The sequence below is a fragment of the Streptomyces sp. NPDC044063 genome (assembly GCF_056434285.1).
Map to the genome: position 1 here is coordinate 1 of NZ_JBWKFM010000056.1, position 13,687 is coordinate 13,687.

A 13,687-nucleotide genomic window follows, 5' to 3' on the forward strand; every position below is an offset into this window, starting at 1 on the left:
GACCCGCTCGGTACTGATCCGCTCGCTCGCGATGCTCGCCACCAAGCACGCGGACCTGCCGTCCCGCAAGCACGGCAACCCACCCCAGTAAGGCACGTCCCGCACTTCACCCCATCGGAGATACGCATGAACGACACGCTCGTACGCGTCGAGAAGGGCCTGGCGGACGCCGAGGAACTGGCAGCCGTCACCGCCGTCCTCCTCGCCCGCGCCGCCGGCCGGGAGAACGCCGCCCAGGTTCCCGGCCCGCGCCGCAGCACCGCCGGCTGGCGCCGTCTGGAGCGCACGCCCGGTTTCCGCGCGCCGCACAGCTGGCAGGGCTGAGCACCCCCGCCCGGGACAGCGCACCCGGCGGACACGAAGAGGTCCCCGCACTCCCTCAGGAGTGCGGGGACCTCTTCGCATCCGTGCCCGCCGGGCGGACGCCCTAGCGCAGTCGCGCCATCAGGGCGTGCTCGACGAGCGTGATGAGCGCGCTCTTCGCCTCGTTGCGATGCCGGGCGTCCGTGGTGATGATCGGCGCGTCGGGGCCGATCTGGAGGGCCTCGCGGACCTCCTCCGGGGTGTACGGCTGGTGCCCGTCGAAGCCGTTGAGGGCGATGACGAAGGGCAGGCCGCTGTTCTCGAAGTAGTCGACGGCGGGGAAGCAGTCGGCGAGGCGGCGGGTGTCGACGAGGACGACGGCGCCGATGGCGCCGCGGACCAGGTCGTCCCACATGAACCAGAACCGGTCCTGACCGGGCGTACCGAACAGATACAGGATCAGGTCCTGGTCCAGGGTGATACGGCCGAAGTCCATGGCCACGGTCGTCGTGGTCTTGTCCGGCGCGTGGGTGAGGTCGTCGATGCCCGCCGAGGCGGAGGTCATGACGGCTTCGGTGCGCAGCGGGTTGATCTCCGAGACCGCGCCGACGAACGTGGTCTTGCCCACGCCGAAGCCACCCGCGACGACGATCTTCGCGGAGGTGGTGGAGCGGGCTGCCTCGCCGCTAGAGGTTCCGAAGTCCACTGAGCACCCTTTCGAGCAGTGTCACGTCAGGCTGGCCGCCGGCGGACGCATCGCCGCCGGGCTGATGAATGGCGACGAGCCCGGCCTCCGCCAGGTCGGCTACGAGGATTCGGGCGACGCCGAGCGGAATGGAAAGAAGTGCCGAGATCTCGGCAACCGACTTGATCTCATGGCACAGGTGGCAGATGCGCTGGTGTTCCGGCAACTGCCCGTGGAGCTGGGACGGCTGGGCCGTGGTGTGCACCAGTGCCTCGATGGCGAGCTGGTACCGCGGCCTGGTCCGGCCGCCGGTCATCGCATAGGGACGGACCAGCGGATTGGTCTTCCTGCCGGCCGCGGGGGGCGCGGCGGGACGCCGGTGCTGCTGAGGCTGTGCATGTGGAGGGCGTTGCTCCGGCATGTCCCCGTACATCGGTGATGACGGTGAGGAGGGGAAGTTGTAGCGGTTCAACGGCTGTTGAGCCTGCTGATCATTGCCATACGGGTAACCGCCTGGGGGCGTTGCCACGTCTCCTCCTCCGACTTGCCTGTCTACTGCCGTCCGCGCCACCGCACCCTATGGCGCGGTGGCGCGAAACGCACTGCCTCTTTGCTAGTTGAGAAGGCTCCCCTGCAGTTCTGCGCGCAGGTCGGGCGTGAGGACGTTCCCCGCTCGGTCGACGAGCAGGGCCATCTCGTAGCCCACGAGGCCGATGTCGCACTCCGGGTGCGCCAGCACGGCCAGCGAGGAACCGTCGGAGATGGACATGATGAAGAGGAAGCCGCGCTCCATCTCCACCACGGTCTGGTTGACCGTGCCGCCCTCGAAGATCCGGGAGGCACCGGCGGTCAGCGAGGTCAGGCCGGAGGCCACCGCCGCCAGCTGGTCGGCGCGGTCCCGCGGGAACCCTTCGGACATCGCCAGAAGGAGTCCGTCGGCGGAGACCACGACGGTGTGGGACACCCCTGGGGTGTTGTCCACGAAACTGGTGATCAACCAGTTCAGGTTCTGCGCCGCCTGGCTCATCGGGCTCAACTAACGCTCCTGATCGTAGGTGCCGCCGGGGCCGAAGCCCTGGTCGTGTTGCTGCTGGTCGTGCGCGGAGGACTCCGGGAAGTCGCCCCCCGCGTTGCGCCCCTGCTGGATGCCGCGGCGCAGGTTGGCGAGCCTGCCGCGGACGTCCTCCGGTGCGCGGGAGATCTGCGGCCCGCTCTGCTGGGTCTGCTCCGCCTTGCCCTCGACCAGGTTGGCCTTGGGGACCCGGCGGGGGAGGCCCGAGGAGGTGATGCCGCCGGCCTTCGGCTCCCGGAGCTGCCCGGCACGCTGCCAGCGCTCGTCGTTGGCCGAACGCCATTCGGCGTCCTCACCCTCCTGAGGCCGCTGCGGGACCTCCGCTTGGGAATGCTCCCGTTCTCCGCCGTCCCTCGTGGCCTCCTCGCCCGTCTCGGCCGACCGCCACTGCGTGTCGCGGCGCGGCAGACCGGACCCGGTCAGCGAGGGGGAACCGCTCGAGGCGGGGCCCGGACGGTCGAACTCTACGCGCTCCGGCTGGGCCGTGTCAGCGGTCGGCAGGGATTCCGAATCCGCTCCGTAACCCTGTCCGTACGCGTCCTGGTACGGACCTGGCTCGGGCCAGTCGCCTTGGTGGGCGGGCGCGTTGTAGTCGCCGTAGGTCTGCGAACCGTCAACCGCCGCATCCCCGTAGGAGGGTTCCGCGTAGCCGTTCTCCGCGAACTGCGCCCCGCCGTGCTCGTAGCCGGCGGTCGCGTGCGGGTCGACGGTCTGCGCCTGCTGGGGCGTCTGCTCGTACGGCTGGGTGTGCTGCTGCTCGTACGGCTGCTGCGGCACCTCGTCGCGGAACAGCGGACGGCTGTCGCCGGCCTGCGACTCCAGCGTCGCGCGGCGCTCCTCGCGCTGGAGGGAGCGGCCCAACGGGTCCATCCCCGGGGCACCGGATCCCGGGGCGTCCGGGCGGACGTCGTAACGGGAGTCGTCGAAGCCGAGATCGGCCGCGGTGCGGGCCTCGGGGGCCGCGACCGGCTGGTGCTGCTGCTGGCCGGGGACCATCCGGGGGACCGTGAAGTCGTCCTGGACGAGCTCCTCGCCGCCACCGCCGTGCGTGATCGCGTCCGGGAGCATCACCAGCGAGGTGGTGCCCGCCTGCTCGCCCGAGGGGCGCAGCTGGACGCGGATGCCGTGGCGGGTGGCCAGGCGGCCGACCACGAACAGACCCATGCGCTGGGAGATCGCGGCGTCCACCGTCGGCGGGTTGGCCAGCTTGTGGTTGATGTCCGCGAAGTCCTCGGCGGTCAGGCCGATGCCCTTGTCGTGGATCTCGACCATCACCCGGCCGTCGGGCAGCCGGGTCGCGGTGACGCGGACCTTGGTGTGCGGGGAGGAGAACGAGGTGGCGTTCTCCAGCAGCTCGGCGAGCAGGTGCACGAGGTCGGTCACGGCCATGCCGTGGATCTCGGCCTCCGGGACGCCGCTCAGCTCGATGCGCTCGTAGGCCTCCACCTCGGAGGTGGCCGCGCGCAGCACGTCCACCAGCGGGATCGGCTGGTCCCAGCGACGGCCGGGCTCCTCGCCCGCGAGGATGAGGAGGTTCTCGCCGTTGCGTCGCATACGGGTGGCGAGGTGGTCCAGGCGGAAGAGGTTCTCCAGCTGGTCCGGGTCGGCCTCGTTGTTCTCGAGGTCCGTGATCAGCGTCAGCTGGCCCTCGATGAGCGCCTGGTTCCGGCGCGAGAGGTTGGTGAAGATCGCGTTGACGTTGCCCCGGAGCAGGGCCTGCTCGGCGGCGAGTCGTACGGCCTCGCGGTGGACCTGGTCGAAGGCGCGGGCGACCTCGCCGATCTCGTCCTTGGTGGTGATCGGGATCGGCTGGACACGGGTGTCCACCCGGCCCGGGTCGGTGCGCGAGAGCTGGTCGACCAGCGCCGGCAGGCGCTGCTCGGCCACGTCGAAGGCGGCGGTGCGCAGCCGGCGCATGTTGGAGCTCATCGAGCGGGCCATCTTGCCGGCCACCAGGAAGGCGATCAGCAGCGCGGCGATCATGATCGACGAGTTGACGACGGCTTCGCTCTGGGCGTCCGTGGCGACGGTGTCGGCCTCGGACACGGCCTTGTCGGCCAGGTGCTCCTCGACGGTCCGGTAGGCGCCGAACTTCGCGGTGGAGGCGGCGTACCAGGTGTCGGCGGTGACGCCCTTGGCCTTGAGCTGCGCGGTGGTGGCGCCGGACATGACGGCCAGGGCCATCTTGTCCATCTCCTGGGCCTGCGCGTCGGCGGACAGGGCGTTGTTGAGGCGCTTGATGTCCTCCTCGGAACCGCCGGCCTCGTACTCGCCGCGGGCGATGTACTCGAGGAAGTTGTACGAGGAGAAGGACGTCAGCAGCGTCTCGCGGTTCTTGGCCGTGCCCGCGTCCACCAGCACATGGGTACCGATGGAACGCTGGAGCGACTCGGCGGCCTTGGCCAGCGAGACGGCGTAGACCATGCGGCCGTAGGCGGTGACGTTGCCGGTGCCCAGGCCCAGCTCATTGGTGAAGGCCATGAGCGGACGCTGGATGGCGCCGTAGCCGTCCTCCGTCTTGGCCCCGTCCAGGGCGGGCGTGTACGCGGCCTGGCGCAGCTTGGCCAGCGTCGGCTCGGCGTCACGGACCAGCTTCAGACGGCGCTTGAGGGCCGGGGTGTCCGGCATCTCCTTGACGCGCTTGTCGAAATCGGCCTTGGCCTCGTCGGTGACCTCGCGGGCCTTCTTGACGTTGTCGTCGTCGCGCCGGCCCTCCAGCAGCGGCCTGGCCGACACGTCGCGCTCGTCGATGACGGCGTGCGCGTACGCGGTCGCGGCCTTGACCAGCCGTGCCGTCTTCGCGGCGTCGGCCGCCTCCAGCCAGGTGTCGACCGAGTCCTTGACCTTCAGGCCGCCGAACACGAGGGCGATGATCACGGGGATCAGCAGGATCGCGTTCAGGCGGACCGGCACGCGCCAGTTACGGGGCGAGAATCTTCCGCCGCGGCCCGTCTCGGGGGCCACGGGGGGCTCGGGCATGTCGGAAGGCGGCACCGCTGTGCGCGACGGCGGGGTGAAGTTGCCCCGCGCGTCCCGCGCCTCCTGCGCGGCGCCCGTCTTTCTTCGCCTCACTCGACCAACAACCTCTCGGCGTCTGCTCTGTGCTGTGCCGTTTATCTGTGGGAGCCACGAAAGCTCAGTCCGGGAATTCCAGCACGTCCGGCAGGCGCATTCCAAACACCGGACAGAGCCCGTGAAGGCCGCGATTTGCCTGACGTAAAACGGGCATTAAGGCCGAGCCATGTCAAAAAGTGAACCGGTTGATCGCGGAACGAAGTCGGCCGGACGCGCCCAGTGGTCGCGTCCGGCCAATTCTCTGTCGAAACGTTATGAACTTCGAAGCGTGCCGTGGGCAATCCCACAACTTACACATCGTCACGACATTCGGTCGAACAACCCTATTTCAGCCGTGCCATGAGGGCGTGCTCGACGAGCGTGATGAGCGCGCTCTTCGACTCGTTCCGATGCCGCGCGTCGGTCGTGATGATCGGCGTGTCGGGGCCGATCTGCAGCGCCTCGCGCACCTCTTCGGGACCGTAGGGCTGCTGTCCGTCGAAGCCGTTGAGGGCTATGACGAAGGGCAGGCCGCTGTTCTCGAAGTAGTCGACGGCGGGGAAGCAGTCGGCGAGGCGGCGGGTGTCGACGAGGACGACGGCGCCGATGGCGCCGCGGACCAGGTCGTCCCACATGAACCAGAACCGGTCCTGACCGGGCGTACCGAACAGATACAGGATCAGGTCGTCATCAAGGGTGATGCGGCCGAAATCCATGGCGACGGTCGTCGTCTTCTTGTCCTGTACGTGGCTCAGGTCGTCGATGCCCGCCGAAGCGGACGTCATGACGGCCTCGGTGCGCAGCGGACTGATCTCCGAGACCGAACCGACGAAGGTGGTCTTGCCGACGCCGAAGCCGCCGGCCACCACGATCTTCGCGGAAGTCGTCGAGCGGCCGGTGCCGACCGCGCCTCCGCTAGAGCTTCCGAAGTCCACTGAGAACCCTTTCGAGCAGTGTCACATCCGGCGTACCGCCGGACTCGCCGCTGCCACCCGGCTGGTGGATCGCCACCATGCCGGCCTCCGCCAGGTCCGCCACCAGGATCCGAGCCACGCCCAGCGGCATGTTGAGCAGCGCGGAGACCTCCGCGACCGACTTGACCTCCTGGCAGAGGTGGCAGATCCGCTGGTGCTCCGGGAGCAGCCCTCCGAGGTGGGCCGGGTCGGCCGTGGAGCTGACCAGTGCCTCGATGGCGAGCTGGTAGCGCGGCCGGGTGCGACCCCCCGTCATGGCATAGGGGCGGACCAGCGGCTGGTCGCCTTCATCCCCGTACGGCGCATGATGGGAAGCGCCGTACGGGCCGGGCGAGGCGGGCGGGGTCATGAATCCTCCGGACGGGACAGCAGGATGGCAATAATGCCGTCGAGCGGGGGCCGTTGGGGGGTTTTCGGCCGTACGGTCGGACGGTACTTGCGTGATGTGTCGGTCAGTTCAACAGGCTGCCCTGGAGCTCGGCGCGCAGGTCGGGCGTGAGGACGTTGCCCGCTCGGTCGACGAGCAGGGCCATCTCGTAGCCCACGAGGCCGATGTCGCACTCCGGGTGCGCCAGCACGGCCAGCGAGGAACCGTCGGAGACCGACATGATGAAGAGGAAGCCACGCTCCATCTCCACCACGGTCTGGGTCACCGTGCCGCCCTCGAAGATGCGGGACGCGCCGGCGGTCAGGGAGGTGAGCCCGGAGGCCACCGCCGCCAGCTGGTCGGCGCGGTCCCGCGGGAACCCTTCGGACATCGCCAGAAGGAGTCCGTCGGCGGACACCACCACCGTGTGCGACACCCCCGGGGTGTTGTCCACGAAGTTGGTGATCAACCAGTTCAGATTCTGCGCCGCCTGGCTCATCGGACTCAACTAACGCTCCTGCTGGTAAGTGGGGCCAACATTGTGACTGCCGGTGGCCGGGCCGTTACCGGCCTGACGTCCCTGCTGGATGCCCCGGCGGAGATTGGTCAGTCGGCCGCGTACGTCGTCGGGCGCACGCGAGACCGCCGGACCGGTCGGAAGGGACTGGGTCTGCGTCGTCTCGGCGGTTCCCTCGACGAGGTTGGCGCGCGGCACGCGCTTCGGCAGCCCGGACGAGGTGGTTCCGCCCGCGGCGGGCTCGCGGACCTGCTCGGCCCGGCGCCAGCGCTCGTCGTTGGGGGAGCCCGGCCAGGAGCCCTGACCCTGGTCGCCGTCGGCGACCGGGGCGGGGGCGGCGGCCTGCGGCGCGGGCCGCTCGGAGCCGGTCGGCTGCTGTGGCACGGAGGCCTGCGCCTCACCGCGGAACCAGTGCGACTCCAGGTCCTGGAACACCGGCGTGGCACCGGGCTGTCCACCGGCGGCGGGACCGCCGGCCGACGGGCCGCCGGGCAGCTCGAAGCCACCCGTGGTCGCGTTCCGCGACTCGGCGGGAGCCACCTGCGGGAACTGCCCCGTGGCGGCCGGGCCGTCGCCGGCCTCCGGCCGCGCGAAGCGGTCCGCGGCGCCTTCGGGCGCCTGGCCGTGGGTGCCGGGCAGGTCGAACCGGCCCGTCGTGCCGCCCAGGGCCTCGCCCCGGGCGGGCACCGGCGGGAACTGCGCGGTGTCGGTCGGGCCCAGGGCCGGCCGGTCGGCGCCGATCTGCGGGAACGCGCCCGTGGAGGCGGCCGGCGGCTCGGTGGCCGGGGTGATCGGGGGGAACTGGGCCGTGTCGCCGGGACCGCCGTTCAGCGGCGCGCCACCGGCGGCCGGGCCGCCCTTCTTGCGCTGGGGGCGCTGGGGGCGGTCCTGCCGGGCCGCGGGGCGGCCGGCCGGTCCGTTGTTCGTGTCGTCGTGACCGCGCGGGGCCTCCTGGCCCGCCGGCGAGCCACCGGCCACCGGCCAGTCGTCGACCGGGGCCTGGCCGCCCTTGCGGCCCGTACGGCCCGCCGGGGCCTGGGCGTCGCCGCCCCAGGCCGGGGCCTGGCGTCCGGCGTCGGGAGCGGAGCCCTGGGCGCCCCGGGCGGGGAGCTGCGGCTGCCCGCCGGCACCGGCCGGCGGCGGCACGGCGGCGGGACCGCCGGCGTTCCGCTGGGGCAGGCCGGGGCCGCCCGCGGCCGGGCCGCCCTTGGCGCGCGGCGTGGTGTCGAAGAGGCTGCCGGCGGCGGCACCGCCGCTGGGGCCGGCGCCCGGCGCGGAGCGCTGCGGAAGACCGCCGCCCGGCGCGGTGCCGCGCGGCACGATCGTGGCGCGCGGGCCGCCGGCGGGACCACCCGCGGGGCCCTGCGGACGCTGCTGGCCGGGACCGGCCGCCGGGGCACCGGGGGCACCGGCGCCGGGCGCACCGCCACCGGCGGCACCGCCCGGGGCGGGCTTCTTGTGGCCCTGGGCGACGTCGACCGGGAGCATGACGAGCGCGGTCGTACCGCCCGAGTCGGACGGGCGCAGCTGGATGCGGATGCCGTGTCGCAGGGACAGACGGCCGACCACGAACAGACCCATGCGCCGGGAGACCGACACGTCCACCGTGGGCGGGCTGGCGAGGCGCTCGTTGATCGCCGCGAGGTCCTCGGGCGAGAGGCCGATGCCGGTGTCGTGGATCTCGACCAGCACCCGGCCGTCGGGCAGGGCGTGACCGGTCACCTTGACCTTGGTCTGCGGCGAGGAGAACGAGGTCGCGTTCTCGAGCAGCTCGGCGAGGAGGTGCACGAGGTCGTTGACGACGCGGCCGGCGACCTCGGTCGGCGGCACACCGCTGAGCTCGATGCGCTCGTACTGCTCCACCTCGGACGCGGCGGCACGCAGCACGTCGACGAGCGGCACGGGACGGGTCCACCGTCGGCCGGGCTCCTCACCCGCGAGGACGAGGAGGTTTTCGCCGTTACGGCGCATACGGGTCGCGAGGTGGTCCAGGCGGAACAGCGAGGACAGCTGGTCCGGGTCGGCCTCGCGGCTCTCGAGCTCGGAGATGAGCGAGAGCTGACGCTGGATGAGGCCCTGGCTGCGGCGCGAGAGGTTGGTGAACATCGCGTTGACGTTGCCTCGCAGAAGGGCCTGCTCGGCGGCGAGACGGACCGCTTCCTGGTGCACCTCGTCGAAGGCCGCGGCCACCTTTCCGATCTCGTCCCGGCTGTGCACACCGACGGACTCCACGGACGTGTCGACGTCCTGCGGGTCGGTCTCGGACAGCTGCTTGACGAGCTCGGGCAGACGTTCCTTGGCGACCTTCTGGGCGGTGTCCTGCAGTCGCCGCAGCGACCGCACCATGGACCGGGCCACGACGAAGGCGCCGACGAGCGAGATGCCGAGGACGAGGACGATGAGGACACCGTTGAGGATGGCGTCCTGGTTGGCCTCGTCGCGGAGCTCGGCGGCCTTCTGCTCCATCTGGTTGAGCAGGGTCGTCTCGATCTTCACCATCTCGGTGATCTTGACGGTGTCCTGGTCGTACCAGTCGCGGTAGGTGGTCTTCTCGTCCTTCAGGGCATTGGTGTTGCCGAAGGCACGGGTGGCGAAGGTGTTCGCCGAGGTGATCTCCGGCGTACCGCCGTTGAGGGCCTTGAGGAGCTCGACCGAGTCGCCGGAGCGGATGGCCGTGAAGCGGATGAGGGCCTGCTCCTCGTTGGCGAGGGCGGTGGCGCCGTACTGGTGGTCGTTCGGGCTCAGCTGCGCGCCCTTGGGGTTGGCCAGGGCGGCGCTCAGCACGGCTCGCTGGATGGAGGCGTACTCCTTGGCGGAGGAGAACGTCGCCAGCGCGCGCGTCGCGGTGATCATCTCGGGGTTGCTGGTCGCCTGGGCCATGTCCTGGGACAGGGAGAGCAGCGACTGGATCAGCGTGTTGTAGCTGCCCACGGTCTGGGCGATGTAGTCGTGGTCCTTGTAGGGACGTTCACGAATCTTCTTGATCTTGTCGAGCTCACGCGTGATGTCGACGAGGGTCGACTGCACGCCGACCATCGTCGGATCGTCCGGCCGCGCCTTCTTCGTGGTCTCACGGAAGGCGTCGATGGTGCGGTCGGTGCGCTGCCGCGAGGAGACGACCGCGTCGTCCGGCTGGTTGCGCATCAGCGGGCCGGCGGATTTGTCGCGCTCCTCCTGGAGCGCGTTGGCCAGCGCGGTGGCCTTGCCCGTCATGTCCGTGAGCAGCTTCATGTGGTCGAGCTGGTCGACGTTCTCGAGCGAGGTGTCGATACGCAGGGCACCCAGCGTCGTCGCCGCGACGACGGGCAGGGCCAGCAGGGAGACCAGACGGGTACTAATGCGCCAGTTGCGCAGGGCTATTCGTGAGCCCGTGCTGTTGGCACCCTTTCCCTTCGGCCGTTCGGTGGGCTCGCCACCGCTCGGTGCGTCGACGGGCGTGCCGCGGTCGGTCGCACCGCGCGGCTCCGGCTCCGCCGCAGCGCTGCCATCCCTCTTGAAACGTCCCTGCACTAGCGTCGCAACCTCTGGACCAGGCGTCCCGCCGGGTGAGCGGAGGGACGGTGTCGAGTCGTGGGGGACCGCGGTGCCCCCCTGGCGGTCCCCGGAATTCCAGCACAGTGCCGGATCTCCCAACAAGGCCGGTGCCCAGGACGGGACGAAGCGTGACGCACGGTGAGGCCGGTCGTGACGCACTGTAGAGGTTCCGCCCCCTTATGCCGGATTTATTGCCATGAGTCACACGTCTCTCTCCGGCCATCCCCCCGTGTCCCAGTCGCCATGATCAGGAGCGGAACGTCTGATTCAGTCCGCTGATGTCCGTTTCGCGGGGTCGGATTCGCTGACCGTTATGCCGCATTTTTCGCTTGCGTCGTGAGGAAACTCACAGGGTGGCCATGACTCGACCGACGCACCGCTGGGGATAGGGCCGTCTTAGCCTGGTTCTTTGCACAGGCTCCGAAGGCGCGCCGGAAAGCGCCCGGGAAGAGCGCCACGACCCCCCTACGCGAGGCAGCCCAGTGAAGACGTCCATGCCGTCCCGGAAGACCGCCAACCCGCGCCGCACCACGCTCGCGCACCTCGAGGACGCCGCCGGCCTCTTCGCCGTCGCCGAGCGCCCGGAGCACGCCACCGCGCTGCCGACGGTCACCGCCAACCCCCGCCGCACGGTGCTGATGGTCGCCCCCCAGCCCCTGCCGGTCCAGGGCTGACCGGTCCGGAACCGGCCGGCCGCCGGGCCCCATGGGCCCCGGCCGCCCCGGAACCTTGCGCGAGAGCGCACGGGCCGCACGCGCCCCCCGCGATAGCCTGAGGTGTCAGACTCCGGCCGATCAGACAAAGGGGCACGAGCTTCCCGTGCGCATCGCAAGGTTCTCCATCGACGGCAACGTCGCCTTCGGCGTCGTAGAGGGGGACGCCTCGACCGAAGGCGGTCCCGTCCTCGACATCATCAAGGGGCACCCCTTCGCGGAATTCGAGCGCTCGGGGCAGAAGATCCCACTGAGCAAGGTGCGGCTGCTGCCGCCCGTGCTGCCCAACAAGGTCGTCGCCGTCGGGCGCAACTACGCCGAACACGCGGCGGAGCTGGGCAACGAGGTCCCCGAGGCGCCCGTCGTCTTCTTCAAGCCCTCGACGACCGTCATCGGTCCCGGCGACGCGATCGCCTACCCCTCCTTCTCCAGCGAGCTCCACCACGAGGCCGAGCTCGCCGTCGTCATCGGCCGCATGTGTCGCGAGGTCCCGCGCGAGCGCGTCAAGGACGTCGTCCTCGGCTACACCTGCGCCAACGACGTCACCGCGCGCGACATCCAGCGGAGCGAGAAGCAGTGGGGCCGGGCCAAGGGCTTCGACACCTCCTGCCCCCTCGGTCCCTGGATCGAGACCGAGCTCGACCCGTCCGACGTCGGGATCATGTGCACCGTCAACGGTCAGCAGCGCCAGCTGGGCCGCACCGGCGAGATGGTGCGCACCGTCGAGGACCTGATCGTCCACATCACCGAGGCGATGACGCTGCTCCCCGGCGACGTCGTCCTCACGGGGACCCCGGCCGGCGTCGGGCCCCTGAACGTCGGCGACGAGGTCGCCGTCACCATCGAAGGCATCGGCACTCTCACCAACAAGGTGATCAAGCGTGGCTAACGCGACCGTCCGCGTACGTTTCTGTCCCTCGCCGACCGGCAACCCCCATGTGGGTCTGGTCCGCACCGCCCTCTTCAACTGGGCGTTCGCCCGTCACCACAAGGGCACCCTGGTCTTCCGCATCGAGGACACCGACGCGGCGCGCGACTCGGAGGAGTCGTACCAGCAGCTGCTGGACGCCATGCGCTGGCTGGGCCTCGACTGGGACGAGGGCCCCGAGGTGGGCGGCCCGCACGCGCCGTACCGGCAGTCCCAGCGCATGGACCTCTACAAGGACGTCGCGGCCAAGCTGCTCGACGCCGGCCACGCGTACCGCTGCTACTGCACCACCGAGGAGCTGGACGCCCGCCGCGAGGCCGCCCGGGCCGCCGGCAAGCCCTCCGGCTACGACGGCGCCTGCCGCGAGCTGAGCGCCGAGCAGGTGGCGGCGTACGAGCGCGAGGGCCGCGAGCCCATCGTCCGCTTCCGGATGCCCGACGAGCCGATCACCTTCACCGACCTGGTGCGCGGCGAGATGACCTTCACCCCGGAGAACGTTCCGGACTACGGCATCGTCCGCGCCAACGGCGCCCCGCTCTACACGCTCGTCAACCCCGTCGACGACGCACTGATGGAGATCACGCACGTGCTGCGCGGCGAGGACCTGCTGTCCTCCACCCCGCGGCAGATCGCCCTCTACAGGGCGCTCGCCGAGATCGGTGTCGGCAACGGCACCACCCCGTCCTTCGGCCACCTGCCGTACGTGATGGGCGAGGGCAACAAGAAGCTCTCCAAGCGCGACCCGCAGTCCTCCCTCAACCTCTACCGGGAGCGCGGCTTCCTCCGCGAGGGCCTGCTCAACTACCTCTCCCTGCTCGGCTGGTCCCTCTCGGCCGACCAGGACCTCTTCACGATCGACGAGATGGTCGCCGCGTTCGACATCACGGACGTGAACGCCAACCCGGCCCGCTTCGACCTCAAGAAGGCCGAGGCGATCAACGCCGACCACATCCGCCGCCTCGACCCGAAGGCGTTCGCCGAGGCCTGCGAGCCCTGGCTCGCCGCCCCGCACGCCCCGTGGGCGCCGGAGAAGTTCGACCGGGCCGCCTGGGAGGCCATCGCGCCGCACGCCCAGACGCGCCTGACCGTCCTCTCCGACATCACGGCCAACGTCGACTTCCTCTTCCTGGACGAGCCCGCCGAGGACGAGGCGTCCTGGACGAAGGCCATGAAGGAGGGTTCGGACGCCCTGCTGCGCACCGCCCGCGAGAAGCTGGCCGCGGCGGAGTGGAACGCGGACGCCCTGAAGGCCGCCGTGGTCGCCGCCGGCGAGGAGCACGGACTGAAGCTCGGCAAGGCCCAGGCGCCGGTCCGGGTGGCCGTCACGGGCCGCACGGTCGGTCTGCCGCTGTTCGAGTCCCTGGAGATCCTCGGCCGCGAGCGCACCCTGGCCCGCGTCGACGCCGCCCTGGCCAAGCTGGCCGGCTGACGCCTGTTCGTCCCGTCGTGGGGGGGGGGGGGGGGGGGGGGGGGGGGGGGGGGGGGGGGGGGGGGGGGGGGGGGGGGGGGGGGGGGGGGGGGGGGGGGGGGGGGGGGGGGG

General features: G+C 70.9%; 12 protein-coding genes. 4 read left to right on the top strand and 8 right to left on the bottom strand.

Annotated elements, in window-relative coordinates:
• Window positions 1–126: 126 nt before the first annotated feature.
• On the top strand, window positions 127–324 hold the full coding sequence (locus AC07BS_RS34655; RefSeq protein WP_478650125.1) for an acyl-CoA carboxylase subunit epsilon: 198 nt from the start codon (window positions 127–129) through the stop codon (window positions 322–324).
• Between the two features lie 103 nt (window positions 325–427).
• Here AC07BS_RS34655 and AC07BS_RS34660 read toward each other — a convergent pair whose 3' ends face one another.
• From AC07BS_RS34660 to AC07BS_RS34695, 8 genes are all read right to left on the bottom strand, one after another.
• Entirely contained in the window at window positions 428–1,009 is a 582-nt protein-coding gene (locus AC07BS_RS34660) for a GTP-binding protein (protein ID WP_099201035.1), read from the bottom strand.
• The gene (locus AC07BS_RS34665; protein ID WP_478650129.1) at window positions 990–1,517 is read right to left on the bottom strand and encodes a DUF742 domain-containing protein; all 528 of its coding nucleotides are present in this window, start codon (window positions 1,515–1,517) and stop codon (window positions 990–992) included. Before AC07BS_RS34665 ends, AC07BS_RS34660 begins: the two co-directional genes overlap by 20 nt.
• An 84-nt stretch (window positions 1,518–1,601) precedes the next feature.
• Window positions 1,602–2,015 (bottom strand): roadblock/LC7 domain-containing protein, encoded by a 414-nt coding sequence (locus AC07BS_RS34670; protein ID WP_181143878.1) that lies wholly within the window; start codon window positions 2,013–2,015, stop codon window positions 1,602–1,604.
• Window positions 2,016–2,024: 9 nt separating this feature from the next.
• Complete coding sequence (locus AC07BS_RS34675) at window positions 2,025–5,132, bottom strand: sensor histidine kinase (RefSeq protein ID WP_478650132.1); 3,108 nt, start codon at window positions 5,130–5,132, stop codon at window positions 2,025–2,027.
• A gap of 326 nt (window positions 5,133–5,458) precedes the next feature.
• On the bottom strand, window positions 5,459–6,049 hold the full coding sequence (locus AC07BS_RS34680) for a GTP-binding protein (protein WP_478650134.1): 591 nt from the start codon (window positions 6,047–6,049) through the stop codon (window positions 5,459–5,461).
• On the bottom strand, window positions 6,030–6,437 hold the full coding sequence (locus AC07BS_RS34685) for a DUF742 domain-containing protein (protein ID WP_478650137.1): 408 nt from the start codon (window positions 6,435–6,437) through the stop codon (window positions 6,030–6,032). The genes AC07BS_RS34680 and AC07BS_RS34685 overlap by 20 nt, the downstream gene beginning before the upstream one ends.
• 103 nt (window positions 6,438–6,540) lie before the next feature.
• On the bottom strand, window positions 6,541–6,954 hold the full coding sequence (locus AC07BS_RS34690) for a roadblock/LC7 domain-containing protein (RefSeq protein WP_207248166.1): 414 nt from the start codon (window positions 6,952–6,954) through the stop codon (window positions 6,541–6,543).
• Between the two features lie 9 nt (window positions 6,955–6,963).
• Window positions 6,964–10,482 carry a sensor histidine kinase gene (locus AC07BS_RS34695; RefSeq protein WP_478650140.1) on the bottom strand — a complete coding sequence of 1,173 codons (3,519 nt, stop codon included), beginning with the start codon at window positions 10,480–10,482 and terminating at the stop codon, window positions 6,964–6,966.
• Between the two features lie 506 nt (window positions 10,483–10,988).
• On the opposite strand from AC07BS_RS34695, the gene AC07BS_RS34700 reads away from it, so the two are divergent.
• The 3 genes from AC07BS_RS34700 to gltX all read left to right on the top strand — a co-directional run bounded on the left by AC07BS_RS34700 (window position 10,989) and on the right by gltX (window position 13,576).
• The gene (locus AC07BS_RS34700; RefSeq protein ID WP_478650143.1) at window positions 10,989–11,180 is read left to right on the top strand and encodes a hypothetical protein; all 192 of its coding nucleotides are present in this window, start codon (window positions 10,989–10,991) and stop codon (window positions 11,178–11,180) included.
• A 145-nt stretch (window positions 11,181–11,325) separates the two neighbouring features.
• The gene (locus tag AC07BS_RS34705; RefSeq protein ID WP_478650146.1) at window positions 11,326–12,108 is read left to right on the top strand and encodes a fumarylacetoacetate hydrolase family protein; all 783 of its coding nucleotides are present in this window, start codon (window positions 11,326–11,328) and stop codon (window positions 12,106–12,108) included.
• Window positions 12,101–13,576 (top strand): glutamate--tRNA ligase, encoded by a 1,476-nt coding sequence (gltX, locus tag AC07BS_RS34710; protein ID WP_478650148.1) that lies wholly within the window; start codon window positions 12,101–12,103, stop codon window positions 13,574–13,576. Before AC07BS_RS34705 ends, gltX begins: the two co-directional genes overlap by 8 nt.
• The last annotated feature ends 111 nt before the right edge of the window (window positions 13,577–13,687 follow it).

Bases quoted from the DNA above. Each gene is read 5' to 3' on its own strand.
- AC07BS_RS34670 (WP_181143878.1), bottom strand. From the start codon at position 2,015: ATGAGCCAGGCGGCGCAGAACCTGAACTGGTTGATCACCAGTTTCGTG.
- AC07BS_RS34655 (WP_478650125.1), top strand. From the start codon at position 127: ATGAACGACACGCTCGTACGCGTCGAGAAGGGCCTGGCGGACGCCGAG.
- AC07BS_RS34685 (WP_478650137.1), bottom strand. From the start codon at position 6,437: ATGACCCCGCCCGCCTCGCCCGGCCCGTACGGCGCTTCCCATCATGCG.
- AC07BS_RS34690 (WP_207248166.1), bottom strand. From the start codon at position 6,954: ATGAGCCAGGCGGCGCAGAATCTGAACTGGTTGATCACCAACTTCGTG.